The sequence below is a fragment of the Pseudomonas sp. MF4836 genome (genome assembly GCF_002018875.1).
GTDB lineage: Bacteria > Pseudomonadota > Gammaproteobacteria > Pseudomonadales > Pseudomonadaceae > Aquipseudomonas.
Genome location: NZ_MVOL01000020.1, coordinates 1 through 15819, shown reverse-complemented (window position 1 = coordinate 15819; position 15819 = coordinate 1). Strand labels below are relative to the sequence as shown.

General features: G+C 64.3%; 15 protein-coding genes. 9 read left to right on the top strand and 6 right to left on the bottom strand.

Annotation, left to right across the window (positions count from 1 at the left end):
* Nucleotides 1-30: 30 nt before the first annotated feature.
* Nucleotides 31-651 (bottom strand): LysE family translocator, encoded by a 621-nt coding sequence (locus MF4836_RS31635; RefSeq protein WP_078473645.1) that lies wholly within the window; start codon nucleotides 649-651, stop codon nucleotides 31-33.
* A gap of 175 nt (nucleotides 652-826) precedes the next feature.
* On the opposite strand from MF4836_RS31635, the gene hemB reads away from it, so the two are divergent.
* Nucleotides 827-1801: a porphobilinogen synthase gene (gene hemB, locus MF4836_RS31630; RefSeq protein ID WP_020297054.1), complete on the top strand. Its 975-nt coding sequence runs from the start codon at nucleotides 827-829 to the stop codon at nucleotides 1799-1801.
* Between the two features lie 6 nt (nucleotides 1802-1807).
* On the opposite strand, the gene MF4836_RS31625 is transcribed toward hemB, so the two are convergent.
* A complete protein-coding gene (locus tag MF4836_RS31625) occupies nucleotides 1808-2722 on the bottom strand; it encodes a LysR family transcriptional regulator (protein WP_078473644.1) in 915 nt (304 codons plus the stop codon).
* Nucleotides 2723-2797: 75 nt separating this feature from the next.
* The gene (locus tag MF4836_RS31620; RefSeq protein WP_078473643.1) at nucleotides 2798-4195 is read right to left on the bottom strand and encodes an FAD-binding oxidoreductase; all 1398 of its coding nucleotides are present in this window, start codon (nucleotides 4193-4195) and stop codon (nucleotides 2798-2800) included.
* A gap of 209 nt (nucleotides 4196-4404) precedes the next feature.
* Here MF4836_RS31620 and MF4836_RS31615 point away from each other — a divergent pair, with 209 nt between their 5' ends.
* From MF4836_RS31615 to MF4836_RS31590, 6 genes are all read left to right on the top strand, one after another.
* A complete protein-coding gene (locus tag MF4836_RS31615) occupies nucleotides 4405-5259 on the top strand; it encodes an SDR family NAD(P)-dependent oxidoreductase (protein ID WP_078473642.1) in 855 nt (284 codons plus the stop codon).
* Nucleotides 5252-6136 (top strand): SMP-30/gluconolactonase/LRE family protein, encoded by an 885-nt coding sequence (locus MF4836_RS31610; protein ID WP_078473641.1) that lies wholly within the window; start codon nucleotides 5252-5254, stop codon nucleotides 6134-6136. Before MF4836_RS31615 ends, MF4836_RS31610 begins: the two co-directional genes overlap by 8 nt.
* A gap of 280 nt (nucleotides 6137-6416) precedes the next feature.
* Nucleotides 6417-6800 carry a c-type cytochrome gene (locus MF4836_RS31605; RefSeq protein WP_078473640.1) on the top strand — a complete coding sequence of 128 codons (384 nt, stop codon included), beginning with the start codon at nucleotides 6417-6419 and terminating at the stop codon, nucleotides 6798-6800.
* A gap of 150 nt (nucleotides 6801-6950) precedes the next feature.
* The gene (locus tag MF4836_RS31600; protein ID WP_078473639.1) at nucleotides 6951-7472 is read left to right on the top strand and encodes a sigma-70 family RNA polymerase sigma factor; all 522 of its coding nucleotides are present in this window, start codon (nucleotides 6951-6953) and stop codon (nucleotides 7470-7472) included.
* Nucleotides 7469-8431: a FecR domain-containing protein gene (locus tag MF4836_RS31595; RefSeq protein WP_078473638.1), complete on the top strand. Its 963-nt coding sequence runs from the start codon at nucleotides 7469-7471 to the stop codon at nucleotides 8429-8431. Before MF4836_RS31600 ends, MF4836_RS31595 begins: the two co-directional genes overlap by 4 nt.
* Nucleotides 8432-8532: 101 nt before the next feature.
* Nucleotides 8533-11019, top strand: coding sequence for a TonB-dependent siderophore receptor (locus tag MF4836_RS31590; RefSeq protein WP_078473637.1), 2487 nt, complete (start codon nucleotides 8533-8535; stop codon nucleotides 11017-11019).
* On the opposite strand, the gene MF4836_RS31585 is transcribed toward MF4836_RS31590, so the two are convergent.
* The 3 genes from MF4836_RS31585 to MF4836_RS31575 form a co-directional block, all read right to left on the bottom strand.
* Entirely contained in the window at nucleotides 11016-12560 is a 1545-nt protein-coding gene (locus tag MF4836_RS31585) for an FAD-dependent oxidoreductase (RefSeq protein ID WP_078473636.1), read from the bottom strand. The genes MF4836_RS31590 and MF4836_RS31585 overlap by 4 nt on opposite strands.
* Before the next feature lie 58 nt (nucleotides 12561-12618).
* Nucleotides 12619-13233 carry a LysE family translocator gene (locus tag MF4836_RS31580; RefSeq protein ID WP_020296883.1) on the bottom strand — a complete coding sequence of 205 codons (615 nt, stop codon included), beginning with the start codon at nucleotides 13231-13233 and terminating at the stop codon, nucleotides 12619-12621.
* 88 nt (nucleotides 13234-13321) lie between these two features.
* Complete coding sequence (locus tag MF4836_RS31575) at nucleotides 13322-13789, bottom strand: hypothetical protein (RefSeq protein ID WP_078473635.1); 468 nt, start codon at nucleotides 13787-13789, stop codon at nucleotides 13322-13324.
* Nucleotides 13790-13982: 193 nt separating this feature from the next.
* Between MF4836_RS31575 and MF4836_RS31570 the strand changes: the two genes are divergently transcribed.
* On the top strand, nucleotides 13983-15074 hold the full coding sequence (locus MF4836_RS31570; RefSeq protein WP_078473634.1) for a DUF1615 domain-containing protein: 1092 nt from the start codon (nucleotides 13983-13985) through the stop codon (nucleotides 15072-15074).
* 315 nt (nucleotides 15075-15389) lie between these two features.
* Nucleotides 15390-15819, top strand: a 430-nt coding sequence (locus MF4836_RS31565; protein ID WP_078473732.1) for an ATP phosphoribosyltransferase regulatory subunit, incomplete at its 3' end; no start/stop codon positions are given.

The following is a 15819-nucleotide window of genomic DNA, read 5'->3' as shown; positions in this document are numbered from 1 at the left end:
CGGCCCCCGGCGCACCGGGGGCCAGGGTCATCAGCGGTTGTTGGTCGCCAGCTTGATGCCAAAACCGATCAGCGCCAGGCCGGCAACCCGGGTCGCGATGCGCCGCGCCATGGGCAGGGCCTTGAGGCGGATCGCCGCGGCGTTGCCCAGGAGCACCAGGCCGACCTGATACACCAGGCTGATGGCGGTGATGTGCAGCATCATCACCAGCAGGGTCATGCTGGAGCCGTCCGGACGAATGAACAGCGGGAAAAACGCCACGAAAAACAGAATCACTTTCGGGTTGGTCATGGCCACGGCCAGCCCGGTGCGGAAATAGACCCAGCCCGAGGTTTTGGGCTCGAGCCCCGAGTCTTCCGCCTTAATCGGGGTGCGCAGCAACTGCACGCCCATCCAGCACAGGTAGGCCGCGCCGAACCATTGCAGGCCCTGGAACAACATCGGGTTGGCCTGCATCAGCGCGGCCAGCCCGGCGACGGCGGCGACCATATAGATGATGTCCCCGAGCAGGGTGCCCATCGCCGCGCCGATCCCCGCGTTGACGCCATTGCGCGCCGTGGCATTGAGAATGGTCAGGGTGCCGGCGCCAGGAATCATCTGGAAAATCACGATGGCGGCAATAAAACTGCCGTAGTTCTGGATATCGAACATCGGAGTGACTCCTGTCACGGGGGGGAGGCCAATACTAGTCAACAATTCCATTGTTACGAAAGCGGAAAAATACTCTTGGCAAAGCGGTGTTTGTGCCCTTGGCATTCAAGGCATAAGCTTTGCCCCTTTTTAGACTTTGGTCCTGTTTACACTTGGCCTGCCGTTAGGAAATCCCATGTCCAGCCAGTTCCCCGAAGCCCGTCCACGTCGCCTGCGTCGCACCGAGCAAATGCGCAGCCTGTTCCAGGAAACCGAGTTCACCCTCAACGACCTGGTGCTGCCGATTTTCGTCGAGGAAGAAATCGACGACTTCGTGCCGATCAAGAGCATGCCGGGGGTGATGCGCATCCCCGAGTCCAAGCTGGCGGGCGAAATCGAGCGCTACGCCCGGGCCGGGATCAAGTCGGTGATGACCTTTGGCGTGTCCCACCACCTGGACAGCACCGGCAGCGACACCTGGAATGACAACGGCCTGGTGTCGCGCATGTCGCGTATCGCCAAGGACGCCGTGCCGGAAATGATCGTGATGTCCGACACCTGCTTCTGCGAATACACCGACCACGGCCATTGCGGCGTGGTGCACGGCCATGAAGTGGACAATGACCAGACCCTGATCAACCTGGGCAAGCAGGCCGTGGCCGCGGCCCGAGCCGGCGCCGACGTGATCGCGCCGTCGGCGGCCATGGACGGTCAGGTCCAGGCCATTCGCCGGGCCCTGGATCAGGCCGGCTTCAGCCACGTGGCGATCATGGCCTACTCGACCAAGTTCGCCTCGGCGCTCTACGGCCCGTTCCGTGAAGCCGGCGGCAGCGCGCTCAAGGGTGACCGCAAGAGCTACCAGATGAACCCGATGAATCGCCGCGAAGCGGTGCGCGAGTCGTTGCTCGACGAGCAGGAAGGTGCTGATTCGCTGATGGTCAAGCCGGCGGGGGCCTACCTCGACATCATTCGCGATATCCGCGAAGTGTCGCGCCTGCCGCTGACCGCGTATCAGGTCAGTGGCGAGTACGCGATGATCAAATTCGGCGCCCTGGCCGGTGCCATCGACGAGCAGCGGGTGGTGCGTGAAAGCCTGGGTTCGATCAAGCGTGCCGGCGCCGACCTGATTTTCACCTACTTCGCCATGGACCTGGCCCGCGACGGGATCTGACCCGGATCAGGCCGCAACCGGCGGCAGGTGCTGCTCCAGCAGCGCCTGCAGGTTCTCCAGCGGGATCGATGCCGGCAGCCGGTTCCAGTTCATGTACAGGCCGATGCCCGGGTTCGGCGAATGGCTGACCGGGGCCAGCGGGCGCAACACCAGCTCATCCCTGAGGCCGCTGGCGGCGAACGATTGCGGCACCAGGGCCACACCGAAACCGCAGGCCACCAGGCCCAGCAGGGTCTGGATCTGCGCCGCCTCCTGCACGATGCGCGGGTAGAAACCGGCGCTTTCGCACAAGGCAATCAACTGTGCGTGGTACCCGCTGCCCAGCACTTGCGGGGTAAACACAAAATCCTCGGTGGCACAGTCCTGCAACTGCACCTCGCTGTGCGTGGCCAGCGCGTGATCGCGGGGCAGGGCCAGCAGCACGGGTTCATCGAGAATCAGCCGTGACGCCAGATGACCGCCCGGCAGCGGCAACTGGCGCATAAAGGCGATGTCGCTGTCGCCGGTCAGCAGCGCCTTGGCCTGCTCGGCGGACGGCATCTCGCGGATGATCAACTGCACCTGCGGGTAGGCCTGGCGAAAGGCCTTGAGGCTGTGCAGCAAAAACGGGTAGCCGGCGATGGAAATGGCGGTGACCGTCAAGCTGCCGGCCATGCCCTTGGCCACTTTGCGTGCCTGTTCGACGCCGTGCTCCAGGGTCTGGAGGGTGGCGTGGGCGGTGGCGAGAAAGTCCGCGCCGGCCACGGTCAGCCGCACTTCGCGCTTGTCCCGGGTGAACAGGCTGAAGCCGAGTTTGTCTTCCAGGCGGTTGATTGCCTGGCTCAGGGGCGGCTGGGCCATGTGCAGGCGGATCGCCGCGCGGTGAAAATTCAGCTCCTGGGCCACGGCGATAAACTGCCTGAGCAGGCGGGTTTCGATCATTCGAGGGGGTCTCCGGGCAAGCGGCGAATGGGCGGCAATCCATAGCATGAACGGGCAGTGTGCGTGGGCCCGGGTTTAACCTCCGACCCCATACGCATCCCACAATTTATTGCGAAATTTATTCCCTGGATCGACCCGTGCCTTGAGCGCAAAAAACTCGGGCGCCCGTGGATAGGCCGCGCGAAACTGCGCCGGCGTGGCGTGGATCTGGTAGGGCAGGTAATAGCTGCCGCCACGCTCGATCGCGCTGTCCACCAGGGCCCGGGTCCATTCCCGCACGTCATCCCGCGCTGCCGGCGCGGTGCTCTGCTGGTAATACAGCACGAGCGCGAAGACGTCGGTCTTGGCCCAGGCCAGCAGGGTGCCGGGATCTGCCTTGGCGTGGCGGATCGACAGGTTGATCACGTTGACCTGGTGCGCGCGCAGGGTGGCGCCCATCTCCTGGATAAAGCTCTCCAGCTGCGCCGGGGGCACGAAATATTCCTGCAGCACATACGTGCGCTTGGCCCGGGAGTCGGGTTCCAGTTCGCGCACGTCGAGGCTGGCTTCGTGGTTGCGCCAGCTCACTTGCGGCTTCTTCAACACCAGCGGGTCGATCACATCCTGGCGCAGGGTCTTGCCCATGGGCCACTGGCTCACGACCTTCAAGGCTTTCTGTTCTTTCCAGTAGTTGCGGTCCAGGGGTGTCAGGCGTTCGGCGACGGTGAGCGGCAGCTCGGTCTGGCGGTAGGACACGGCGCGCAGGGTCTGATACTGGTCGGGGTAGAGCACGGCGTTGTGCAGGATGACCTTGGGATCGTGCTCGATCTGTTTGACGAAAAAGGGCCGGTAGTCGCTCAGGGGCATTTCTTCGACGCTGCGCAACAGGCGCACGTTATCGCTCAGGCGCAGGGTGGCTTCGACTATCACCCCCAGGCCGCCGTAGCCGCCGATGGCGCCGTAGAACAGATCGGCGTTGTGCTGCGGGCTGGCCTCGACCACCTGACCGTCGGCCAGCACCAGCTTGATGGCCTTGACCGAGGTCACCAGCGGGCCATAACCGACGTAACGCCCGTGGGCGTTGACGCTCAGGGCGCCGCCAACGGTGAAGTTGGCGTAGCTCTGCATGATGCTGATGGACAGGTCATGGGGGTCGATAACGTCTTGCAGGGCCCGCCAGGTGATCCCCGGCTGGACCGTGATCTCCTTGCGCTCTTTGGAAAAATCCAGCACCCGGTTGAAACCGCGCATATCGATCTGCAACGCATGCTCGGTGGCGGTCTGGCCGCCCATGCTGTAGCGCCCGCCACCGATGGCGATGGGCCCGGGGTGGGTGGCCACCAGTTGCGCGATCTGCTCCAGGGTCGTGGGCCGGGCCACCTGGTCGACCACGATGGGGTTGAGCTGAGTGATGTCGTTGACGGTTTCTGCCGCGTGGGCATTCAGGGCGGTGCCGAGCGCACAGCAGAAAAACAGGCCGATCGCGAATCTCATTCGCCGTGTCCATCCTTGGTGGAGCGCCACCGGTTCGGGCGCGAGTGGCGGCAGAATAACTTTCTCGCCCGGTCCTGACCATGGGCCCCTGCCATCGGGTCGCCGCGCGGCGTTGTGGCTGATACCTGGAACGTCTCAAAAGCGCCTGTATTAAGTATTAAACCCTTGATTTCATTGTTGTTAGGCTGGAAAAAAAGGAGGACTCCAGCATGAATTTCAAAGGTAGGACCGCCATCGTTACTGGCGCTGGCCGCGGCTTGGGCCTGGTGTATGCACGGGCGCTGGCCGAACGGGGCGCCCAGGTGCTGATCAATGATCCTGGCACTGATCGCAGCGGAGTCGGCAGCGATGCCGACGTGGTCCAGGAGGCCGCACGCAGCCTGCAAGCCGACGGTTTGTCGGTACTGGGCGACAGCAGCAGTCTGGCCGAGGAGGCGGGTTGCCAGCAGTTGATCGCGCGTGCCCTGGACGCCTTTGGCGGCCTGGACATTCTGATTCACAACGCCGGCTGGGTCGGTTACCAGCCCATCGAAAGCGTGGACACCGGGTTTATCGAGCGGGCCGTGGCGGTGAATATCCAGGCGCCGATCTGGCTCTGCAAGCATGCCTGGCCGCACCTGCGGCAATCGCCGGCGCCACGGGTGGTGCTGACCACTTCGGACCGGGCCATGTACCAGCGTTACGCCCAGGCCGGACTGGTGGCCTATGCCGCCGGCAAGATGGCGCAACTGGGGATCATGAACGCGTTGAGCATGGAGGGCGCCGCGCACGGGATTTTGGTCAACGCCGTGTCGCCGGTGGCCAAGACCCGCATGTGGGGTATCTCCGGCCAGCCGCCGGACCTCACGCCCGAAGCGGTGGCGCCGGGTGTCATCTACCTGGCCAGCGCCGATTGCCACGACAGCGGCTATATCCTGCGGGCCAGCAACGGCCAGTTCAGCGCCACCCGCTTCGAGGAAAATCCCGGCGTCGACTACCCGCTGGACCTGGCCCGGGTGCACGCCGCCAGCGCCGCCGACGTCGCCCGGTTGTGGGCCAGCATCAAGGAGACACGGCATGCCTGAGCCTTTGAGGGTGCGCCGGGTGGCCAAGGCCCAGGCCGACCTTGGCGAAAGCCCGGTCTGGGATGAGCAGCGGCAGATTCTGTACTTTGTCGATATCTCCGGCGGTCGCATCCATCGCCTGGATGCCGGGGGCACACTCGCCACCCTGTACCGCAGTGCGGCACGGATTGGCGCCCTGGCCCTGACAGACAGTGGAAACCTGATCTTCACCGAAGACACTGCCGTGGCGATTCTCGATAGCCGGAGCCTGGCACCTGTTCAGCGCTCGGCGGCGTTGGCCGGGCCGGCCTCCTGGCGCTTCAACGACGGCGCCTGCGACCCGCAGGGGCGATTTGTCACAGGGCTGATGGACGAGGGCCACAGCCCGGACAGCGGCAAACTGCTGCGCTACGACCGTCAGCTCGGCGCCAGCCTGCTGCACCAGCCCCTGGGCCTGCCCAACGGGCTGGTCTGGTCCGAAGACGGCCGGCAGCTGTTTTTTGTCGATTCGGTGGCGCGGCGAATCTACCAGGCGCCTTACGCGGCGGGCGAGGGCGGGCTGGGGCCGGTCTCGGTCTTTGCCGAAACCCCGGCGCACCTGGGCCGCCCCGACGGCCTGGCCATCGACCGTGAAGGCGGGATCTGGGTCTGCCAGTTCAACGGCGGCTGTCTGTTGCACTACGACCGTCACGGCGAATTGACCCGGGAGCTGGCGATGCCAGTGCCACGTCCCACCAGTTGCTGTTTCGGCGGGCCGGGCCTGAGCACCCTGTTTATCACCAGTGCCCGCTTCGCCATGAGCGCCGAGGAACTGGCGCGCTACCCCGAGTCCGGGGACCTGTTCGCCATCGACCACTTGGTGCCCGGGTGCCCACGGCACCGTTTCCGGCAGGGCTGAGGCATTGGCGGCAAACCCGGGCTGATCCCTGAGGGCTCACAAGTCCCTCAGGGCGCTCCTTGCAAGCCAGTACGCGCCAAAGGAGAATGGCGCGCTTCTAATCACCGTGATTAGTGTTTGTTCAACTAAATCAACGTATTGAAGTCAGGTTTGTGGGGCGCGGCCCATTGCCAATCAGCCCTCTCGGTTTGAGCATCATCGAGAACATCGAGGGTTGCAGTGGCGCTGTCGGGGTAGCCCTGGAGTCAGAGCTGATTGACACCATAAGGACATGTGGCACATGAAAATAAGAAGATTGTTCATCGCTTCGCTAGGGGTGTTATCGCTGCTTCAAACATCACTTTCCGTCGCGGATATTGCCAATGGGAAGACGCTCTATCTGCAGAGATGCGCCATGTGCCACGGAGCCGATATCAAGGCCACAGGGCCACTGGCCAATAAAAGCAATCCTCCTACACCCGACCTCACGACGTCCGCGTTCAAGAAGCGTCTGAATGATTATCCGGGGGTTATCGTGTCGTCGGTAATCCTTCGCCCCAACGGCAACCTGATTCCAAAGACCTTGCAAGAGAACGGTGTAAAGCTGGCGCCGTTCTCGTGGAAAGTTCAGGATTTTCGCGATTTGAATCAATACATGACGGGTGTGATTGCAAAAAGTCGATAGAGGGCCCGCGTCACGGTCCACCTCCCTTACCGAGATCGGTCGATCGGTCATGAGCCCATCGCGATTGAACAAACCCGGTTGATGGCTATTGCCAAGCCCTGAGTGCTACATGACAATGCGATTCATTATCAAACGTGAATTTTCTGTGTCATGCCCGCCGACGACTTGTCCCTTCGCAGCGCCGTCAACACCCTCTACTCCGAGCACCAGAGCTGGTTGCACGGCTGGTTGCGCCAGCGCCTGGGCAATGCCTGCGATGCCGCGGACCTGGTCCAGGACACGTTCGTACGGGTGATCACGGCGCGCAATGCCATGGAAATCCGCGAGCCGCGGCCCTATCTGTCGCGGGTCGCCAAGGGCCTGCTGATCGACCTGTTTCGCCGCCGCTCCCTGGAGCAGTCCTACCTGGAGGCCCTGGCCAATGTGCCCGAGGCCGAGTACCCATCGCCGGAAGAGCAGGCGATCCTGTTGCAGGCGCTGCTGGACATCGACCGCATGCTCGAAGGCCTGGGCAGCAAGGTGCGCCAGGCGTTCATCCTGTCGCAGTTCGACGGCTTGACCTACCCGCAGATTGCCGAGCGCCTGGGGATCTCCGAGCGTTCGGTGAACAACTACATGGCCAAGGCCATGGAGCATTGCTGCCTGATGCAGATCCGGATGCAGTGCCCATGAGCCTGTCCGGCCCGCAACTATCAGCTGCCGAACTGCAAGCCATCAGCGCCGCTGCGCGCTGGTACGCGCGGCTCAGGTCCGGCAGCCAGACCGAACAGGAACAACAGGCCTGGCACCAGTGGCTGGCTGCCGACCTGCTGCACCGCGAGGCGTGGACGCGCATGCAGCAGGTCGGCGAGCAGATGGCCGCTGTGCCGGGGCGCCTGGCCGCGCCGACCCTGCGCGGTGCCAGCCATTCGCGGCGCGAGGTCCTGCGCGGGCTGGTGCTGGTGGCTGCGGCCGGTTCCCTGGGCGCCCTCGGCTGGCGCAGCGAAACCGCGCAGAACCTGCTGGCCGACTACCGCACCGAGGTCGGCGAACGCCGCGAAGTGCGCCTGGCGGACGGCAGTTCGCTGCTGCTCAACACCGACACGTCGGTCAATGTGCGTTTCGATGGCCAGCAGCGGGTGCTGGAATTGCTCTGGGGCGAGATCCTGGTCAACAGCGTGGTCGATCCCTTGCAGCGACCGTTGCGGGTCGACACCCGCTACGGCCAGGTTCTGGCCTCGGGCGCGCGGTTCCTGGTGCGCTCGTCGGCCGAGGGGGACCAGGTGGCAGCCATGGACCAGGCACTGCAGGTCAGCCCGAGCGGTGCCGGTGCGCCCCTGCGCCTGGACGCCGGCCGGCACCTGCAGTTGAACGCTCAGGGCCTGGGCACGGTGGCGCTCAATGACGTCACCCTGGGCGCCTGGCGCCAGGGCAGCATCATTGCCATCAATCGGCCGTTGGGCGAGTTGCTGGCCGACCTGTCGCGTTACCGGCGCGGTGTCGTGCGCTGCGATTCGCGCATCGCCGACCTGAAAATCTCCGGGGCCTTTCCCATCGATAACACCGACCTGGCGCTGGCGGCGTTGCAGAGCGGTTTCTCCCTCACGATCAATCGCTACACGCCTTACTGGGTCACGGTTTCCGGGGCCTGAGCAGTTTTTTTGAAAAATTCTCATTAGCCTTTGCAGTTTTTTTGCCCCTGGTTCGGCTTATCCCCCAGTGGATTCATTTTTGTCATTGGGGAAGGGAAAGCATGTCTGAAGTTCACAAGCCGAAGCCGGCGGGGCTGTCGATTGCGGTGAAGGCAGGGTTGTGGGGAATGGTTGCGTTGTACTCGGCGCTCACGCTGCCGCTGGCCATGGCCGAAAGCCCCGTCCAGCAGGGCGCGGTGCGCAGTTTCGATATCGCCGCGGGCAACCTGACCGAGGTCCTGAGCCGTTTTGCCAGTGCCGCCGGGGCGGCGATTTCCTTCGATGCGCAGCAGACCGAAGGGCGGCGTTCGGCGGGGCTCAAGGGTGATTACGGGGTCGACGAAGGCTTTGCCCGGATCCTCTCCGGCAGCGGCCTGCAGGCCGAACCGCAGAGCAACGGCAGCTACGTGCTGCGCGCCGCGCCCAATGCCGGCTCGGCCCTCGAGTTGGGGGTGACCAGCGTCCAGGCCCAGGCCCTGAACGCCACCACCGAAGGCTCGGGCTCCTACACCACCGGTGCGGTGACCATCAGCAAGGGTGCCCATTCGCTGAAGGAAACCCCGCAGTCGGTGACGGTCATCACGCGCAAGATGATGGATGACCAGCACCTCGACACCATCGATCAGGTGATGGAAAAGACCCCCGGCATCACTCTCTACGACTCACCCATGGGCGGCAGATACTTCTACTCCCGGGGCTTTCGCATGACCGGCCAGTACCAGTTCGACGGCGTGCCGCTGGACATGGGCAGCAGCTACGTGCAGGCCGACAGCTTCAACAGCGACATGGCTTTTTATGACCGGGTCGAAGTGTTGCGCGGCGCCGCCGGGATGCTCAAGGGCGCGGGCGGCACCGCAGGTTCGGTGAACTTTGTGCGCAAGCGCGGCCAGGCCACCCCCCACACCGAGCTGACGATGTCGGCCGGCTCCTGGGACAACTACCGGGGCCAGGTCGATACGGGTGGCCCGTTGAATGAATCCGGCACCATTCGTGGCCGGGCCGTGGTGGCCCAGCAGAGCCGGCAGTATTTCTACGACAATGCCGAGCGCCGCGATCAGGTGTACTACGGCGCCCTGGACTTCGACCTCAGCCCCGACACCACCCTGGGCCTGGGCCTGGCGTATGAAGATGTGGATTCCACCCCATGCTGGGGCGGCCTGCCACGCTACAGCGACGGCAGCGACCTGAAGCTCAGCCGTTCCACCTGCCTCAACACCGCCTGGAACAACTCGCGCAGCAAGAAAATCACCTACTTCGGCGATCTCAAGCACCAGTTCGATGACAACTGGGCGCTCAAGGTGGCCGGGGTCTACAGCAAGAACACCCAGGACATCGCGTACGCCTTCCCGAGTGGCGCGGTGCCGGTGGGCAGCACCAGCAGCAACACCCTGATGCTGGGCAGCATCTATGACTACGATCAGGTCGACTACGGCTTCGATGCCTACGTCGATGGCAAATTCCAGGCCTTTGGCCAGGAGCACGAACTGATTGTCGGGACCAATGCCAGTCGTTCGCGCAAGGACGATTTCTACGCGGTGGCGGCATTGCCCCAGCGCCAGAATGTGTTCAACCCGGATAAACACATCCCCGAGCCCGACGACAGCTACTACGACACCCACTCCACGCGGGGCGGCCCGGTGGATATCCATATCCAGCAATACGGCGCTTATTCGACCTTGCGCCTGAAGCTGGCCGACCCCCTGACCCTGGTGGTCGGCAGTCGCGTCAGCTGGTACAGCTCGGAGAATGACTCCCTCAGTTACTGGATGGACACGCGCACGCCGATCAACGCCAAGTCCAAGGAAACCGGCCAGGTCACGCCCTTTGCTGCGGTGCTGTATGACCTCAACGACAACCTGACCGCCTACGCCAGCTACTCGGATATCTTCACGCCTCAGGGCAGCTACCGCAGCTTCGACGGTTCATCGCTCAAGCCGCTGATCGGCAAGAACTACGAACTGGGGATTAAGGGCGAGTGGTTCGACGGGCGCCTGAACAGCGCGTTCAACCTGTTCCGCACCCTGCAGGAAGATGCGGTGCAGGACGACCCGGCGTGCCCGGACAGCAGCTGCTCGATGAACTCGGGCAAGGTCCGGGCCCAGGGCTTTGAGGCTGAAGTCAGCGGTGAAGTGATCGAGCGCCTGCAACTGCTGGCCGGCTACACCTACACCCAGACCAAGACCCTGGAAGACGCCGATACCAGCAAGAACGGTTCGGCGGGCAACTCCTATGTGCCGCGCCACCTGCTGCGGGTGTGGGGCGACTATGCCCTGGACGGGGCGCTGGACAAGTTCTCCATTGGCGCCGGGGTCAATGCGCAAAGCGACAACTACCGCACCTCGCCGACCAGCAGCAGGCATATCACCCAGGCCGGTTATGCGATCTGGAACGGGCGCATCGGTTACCGCATCGATGACACCTGGTCCCTGGCCCTGAACGGCAACAACCTGTTCGACAAGCGCTACTACCGGACCGTCGGCACCGAAGGCTTCGGCAACTTCTACGGCGATCCGCGCAACTTCATGTTGTCGGTCAAGGCCAGCTTCTAGGGCTTGGGTACGCCGTTGTTCCAGGGCGTGAGGTCGCGTTCGGCAAAGTAACGCTCCAGCACCTTGGGGTCCGCCGAACGTTCGGCCAGCGCCACGTAGGTGTCCGGGCGCAACAGGTAAAAGCCGTTGCGCGCCAGGCCCGCCGTGGCGTGGGCCGGGTGCCAGGGAAACTGCTGCAAGGGCAGTTGATGGGCCCTGCACCAGGCCTGCAACTCATCGCTGGTGTCGCCATACACATGCACTTGCCAGCCAATCAGCGCCAGGCTGGCGAAGTTGTCGCTGTCGGCGTCATGGGCCCAGGGCAGGCGATCACCGCCATGCACATGGCCGCTGCTGCCGACGCTCAGGGGCATGCCCCGGTAGTTGAGGGTGATCTGCGACACGGTGCGAAACAGCAGCGCGCGGGCCGACTCCAGCGCCGCGACCCGGGGGATCAGCAGCGGCGCCAGGCGCGTGCGCAGCAGGTTGGCAATCGGCCCGTCGGCGGTGGCGAAGCTGAACACCCGGTCGGTGGTCGCCACCAGGCGCCGGGCAAACTCGATGCGTTCGATTTCATAGGTGTCCAGCAGGCTTTGCGTGGCCTTGCCGGTCAACACCGCGGCGAGTTTCCAGGCCAGGTTGATGGCGTCTCCGATCCCGGTGTTCATGCCCTGGCCCCCGGCCGGGCTGTGCACATGGGCCGCGTCGCCGAGCAGAAACACCCGGCCGCGACGAAATTGTTCGGCCACCCGGTGGTGCACCCGATAAGCGGAAAACCAGTTGACCTGCGCCACCTCGACCTTGAGGTGGTGCAGGGCGCGCTGGCTGACGTCTTCGAACTTCAGGGCCTGCGGGTGCTGCGCACGGGCGTCGCGTACGGTGCCGATCAGCCGGGCGTGGCCCGGGTCGGCCAGGGGGAACACAGCGAGAAAGTCCGCTTCGTCGAGGTCGATATGCAGCTGGCCATCCAGCGCCGGGCCGCTGGCTTCGACGTCGGCCACGTAGAACACTTGTTCATAGGTGCCGCCGGGGAAGCCCGTGCCCAGGGTCTTGCGCACCGTGGAGTGGGCGCCGTCGCAGCCGGCCAGGTAATAGGCCTGGCAGGTTTCCTCGACGCCATCGGCACCGCGCAGGCGGGCGCTGAGCAGGTGGCCGTGGTCGTCAAAGGCCAGCAATTGGGTGTTGCGTTCCACGCTGACGCCCAGGTTTGCCAGGCGCTCGATCAGCAGCTGTTCGTGCAGGTCCTGGGGGAAAATTTCCAGGAAGGGGTAGGGTGTCAGGTCGGCGCCGATGGCCCCCAGCGGCAGCTGGGCAGTGGGTTCGCCACGGACCCAGAGATTGACCGCCGGCACTTGATGGCCTTGGTCGAGGATGGTCTGGGTCAGGTCGAGCTGGCGGTACAGCTCCAGGGTCCGGGCCTGTACCGCCAGCGCCCGGGACGTGGTGCCGGGGCCGCTGCTCTGGTCGAGGATCCGCACCTTGATTCCCTGCCGGGCGAGCCACAGCGCCAGTACCAGGCCGGTGGGGCCGGCGCCAATGATCAGTACGTCGCTGCGGTTCATGGCCTTGTCCTCGGTCAGGGATCAATGCATGCCGGTGGTGCGGCCCCGGCCGCGGGTTTCAGCGCTGGCTGAACGCCAGGTTCAGCCCCAGCCCGGCAAAGCTGGCGGCAAAGCTGCGGCGCAGCCAGTTCTGCACCTTGGGCGACTCGATCACCGCCGTGCGGAACAGGTTGGCCAGCACGCCGTAGAGCACGAACACGGCAAAGGTCATGGCCATGAACACACCGCTCAAGGTCAGCATCTGCATGGCCGGTGCGGCGCCATCGTGGCTGATGAACTGCGGCAGGAAGGCCAGGAAGAAAATCGTCAGCTTGGGGTTGAGAATATTCAGCAGGCAGGCCTTGAGGATCAGGCCACCGGCGCTGCTGGCGGGCAGCGAGCTGTCGACGGCAAAGGCCGAGCGATCACGCCAGGTGGCATAAGCCAGGTACAGCAGGTAGGCGACGCCGGCGAACTTCAGGCCCTGAAAGGCCAGGGCGCTGGTGTGCAGGATGGCCGAGAGGCCGAGCACCGAGGCCAGCAGATGCGGGACGATCCCGGCGGTACAGCCCAGGGCGGTGTACAGGCTGGCGCGCTTGCCGGCCACCAGGGCGGTGGAGATGGTCAGGATCACGCCACTGCCGGGGATCAGCACCACAATCAGCGAGGTGATGAAAAAATCCAGGGTCAACATTGCACACTACTCCATGTCGGAAAGGTCGAGCGGGGTGGGCAAAACCTACACAGTGCGCGACCTACACACAATAGTCCGCCACGGGGTTTTACGCGGTGCTGGTCCAATAAAAATGCAGGTACTCCTGGCTGTATTCGGCAAACAGCGACACCAGCAGGTCGGTGTCCAGCGAATACATCAGCAACGCGCCCTGGAAGGTTTGGTCGCTGATCAGGGGCAGCGGCGGCGGTTGGATCAGTTCGGCGCAACAGTCGGCAATCTGCTTGAGCAGGGCCGGTTCGGACAACGGTTCAAAGGCGGCATCGGCCAGGTAGGGCGCAAAATAGCGCTCGCGCTGGGGCGTGAAATCCACGCTCTCGGCGGCCAGCCAGAAGCCCAGGCCATTGTCGGCGGCGGCCTTGGGCGCGCGGGTGATGCGCAGGGTCTGCTCGCTGTCCGGCACCTGGAATGCGTATTGCGGGTAGGTGCTGTAATGCAGGCCACGATAGCCCGCCACGAACCTGGGGTTGGCCAGGGAGGACCGGGCCAGTTGCTGGAAATCTTCGCGGGTGAACATGGGGCTGGGGTCCGCCGGGAGTGAGGAATCTGCGAGGCGAGTGTCGCAGGGGCGGGGGCCACTATAATCGCAAATGGGCCAGGGCGACCGAGGTTGCACGCCGCCTTCGGGCGCTGCTGGCGAACCACTGGGCGCGCGGGCAGTCGATATCCTTGCCTGCCTGTTTCTCGGGCACTGCCTGGTTAGGAGCCTTATGCACGTTTATCGTCCCCTTGCGCTGCTCGGCGCGCTGCTGGTCCTGGCCGGTTGCGCCGGCTCGGGCACCGCGCCCCAGGTGGTGCCCTTGTCTCCCGCCCAGGTCCAGGCCCGGGTCGAGCGCCTGCTGCCGGCACAGACCGCCGACCGTGCCGGCTGGGCCCGGGATATCCAGGTGGCGTTCACCGCCCAGGGCATTGAGCCCAGCACACAGAACCTGTGTGCGGTGCTGGCGGTCACCGAGCAGGAGTCCACCTTCCAGGTCGACCCTGCGGTGCCGGGGCTGGGCAAGATCGCCCGCCAGGAGATCGACCGCCGGGCGGCCACCGTGCATGTGCCGGCGCTGTTGGTGAGTGCCGCGCTGCAAGTGCGCTCACCCACTGGCAAGAGCTACAGCGAGCGCCTGGCCAGTGCCCGCACCGAGAAGCAGTTGAGCGCGATCTTCGACGACTTCATCGGCATGGTGCCCATGGGCAAGACCCTGTTTGGCACCTTCAACCCGGTGCACACCGGCGGGCCGATGCAGGTCAGCATCGCCTTTGCCGAGAAGCAGGCGCGGGACTACCCCTATACGGTCGACGGTTCGATTCGCCAGGAGGTCTTCAGCCGGCGTGGCGGGATGTACTTCGGCATTGCCCACCTGCTGGGGTACCCGGCCAACTACCCGCAGCCGCTGTACCGCTTTGCCGACTTCAACGCCGGCTGGTACGCCAGCCGCAACGCCGCCTTCCAGAATGCCGTGAGCCGGGCGTCGGGCATTGCTCTGGCCCTGGACGGCGACCTGATCCGCTATGACTCGATCATGCCCGGTACCACCGAACTGGCGGTGCGCGCCCTGGGTAAACAGCTGGACATGCGCAACCCGAGCATTCGCGATCAGCTGGAGCAGGGCGACAGCCTGGACTTTGAAAAGACCCGGCTCTACCAGCGCGTATTTGCCCTGGCCGACCAGGCCGCCGGCAAGCCAGTGCCGCGCCAACTGCTGCCGGGGATCGAGCTCAAGAGCCCGAAAATCACCCGCAAACTGACCACCGCCTGGTTCGCCAAGCGGGTCGATGAACGCTATCAGCGCTGCCTGAAACGGGGTTGAGAAGCGCTTGTCAGTACCCCGTGCGCCGTGCAAGGATGCGCGATGATTTTTTCTGACCCGAATTCCCGCATCCATCATCACGGACCTCATTCCCGGGGGCCGTGGTCGCTTATGCGCATCGAACCGTCAGTGGCTGCAACGACTCACTGACCAACGATGAAAAAACCAAGGCGCCCACAAGGCGCCTTTTTTATTGCCTGGCAAACAGCCAGAACGAGGAAAAACCAATGACGATGCTCCGTGGAACCCGAATGATCACCGGCCAACAAGCCGCCGCCCTGCGCACCCTGGAAGGACGCTTCCGGAGCTGGCTTCATCGAAGCGGGTGCTGAAGAAGTCATAGTTCCGGCGCTCTGGGGCCAGGACACCTTTATCGAGAAAGCCGGTGGCAGCGAAGTGATCGGCCAGATGTGGGCCTTCAACGACAAGGCCGGGCGGCCGTGCTGCCTGATTCCGGAAGCCACGGCGCTGTTCCAGGAAACCGCTGGTACCTTGCTGGCGGGGCGTGAAGAGGCGGCGTTTTTCTATGTGGCGCGTTGTTATCGCTATGAGCGGCCGCAGGCGGGTCGTTATCGCGAGTTCACCCAGTTGGGGCTGGAGATTCTGGGGCCGGATCCGCAGCGTGCGTTGCAGCGCAGCCGGGAGTTGTGTGTGGGGTTTCTTGATGGGTTGGGTCTGGAGTATCAGCTTGAGTTGGGGGTCAAGCGGGGGTTGACCTATTACCTGGGTGGGGAGGGGTTTGAGG

Excerpts from the sequence above, each read along its gene's own strand:
- MF4836_RS31635 (WP_078473645.1), bottom strand. The coding sequence starts at position 651 with ATGTTCGATATCCAGAACTACGGCAGTTTTATTGCCGCCATCGTGATT.
- hemB (WP_020297054.1), top strand. The coding sequence starts at position 827 with ATGTCCAGCCAGTTCCCCGAAGCCCGTCCACGTCGCCTGCGTCGCACC.
- MF4836_RS31625 (WP_078473644.1), bottom strand. The coding sequence starts at position 2,722 with ATGATCGAAACCCGCCTGCTCAGGCAGTTTATCGCCGTGGCCCAGGAG.
- MF4836_RS31620 (WP_078473643.1), bottom strand. The coding sequence starts at position 4,195 with ATGAGATTCGCGATCGGCCTGTTTTTCTGCTGTGCGCTCGGCACCGCC.
- MF4836_RS31615 (WP_078473642.1), top strand. The coding sequence starts at position 4,405 with ATGAATTTCAAAGGTAGGACCGCCATCGTTACTGGCGCTGGCCGCGGC.
- MF4836_RS31610 (WP_078473641.1), top strand. The coding sequence starts at position 5,252 with ATGCCTGAGCCTTTGAGGGTGCGCCGGGTGGCCAAGGCCCAGGCCGAC.
- MF4836_RS31605 (WP_078473640.1), top strand. The coding sequence starts at position 6,417 with ATGAAAATAAGAAGATTGTTCATCGCTTCGCTAGGGGTGTTATCGCTG.
- MF4836_RS31600 (WP_078473639.1), top strand. The coding sequence starts at position 6,951 with ATGCCCGCCGACGACTTGTCCCTTCGCAGCGCCGTCAACACCCTCTAC.
- MF4836_RS31595 (WP_078473638.1), top strand. The coding sequence starts at position 7,469 with ATGAGCCTGTCCGGCCCGCAACTATCAGCTGCCGAACTGCAAGCCATC.
- MF4836_RS31590 (WP_078473637.1), top strand. The coding sequence starts at position 8,533 with ATGTCTGAAGTTCACAAGCCGAAGCCGGCGGGGCTGTCGATTGCGGTG.
- MF4836_RS31585 (WP_078473636.1), bottom strand. The coding sequence starts at position 12,560 with ATGAACCGCAGCGACGTACTGATCATTGGCGCCGGCCCCACCGGCCTG.
- MF4836_RS31580 (WP_020296883.1), bottom strand. The coding sequence starts at position 13,233 with ATGTTGACCCTGGATTTTTTCATCACCTCGCTGATTGTGGTGCTGATC.
- MF4836_RS31575 (WP_078473635.1), bottom strand. The coding sequence starts at position 13,789 with ATGTTCACCCGCGAAGATTTCCAGCAACTGGCCCGGTCCTCCCTGGCC.
- MF4836_RS31570 (WP_078473634.1), top strand. The coding sequence starts at position 13,983 with ATGCACGTTTATCGTCCCCTTGCGCTGCTCGGCGCGCTGCTGGTCCTG.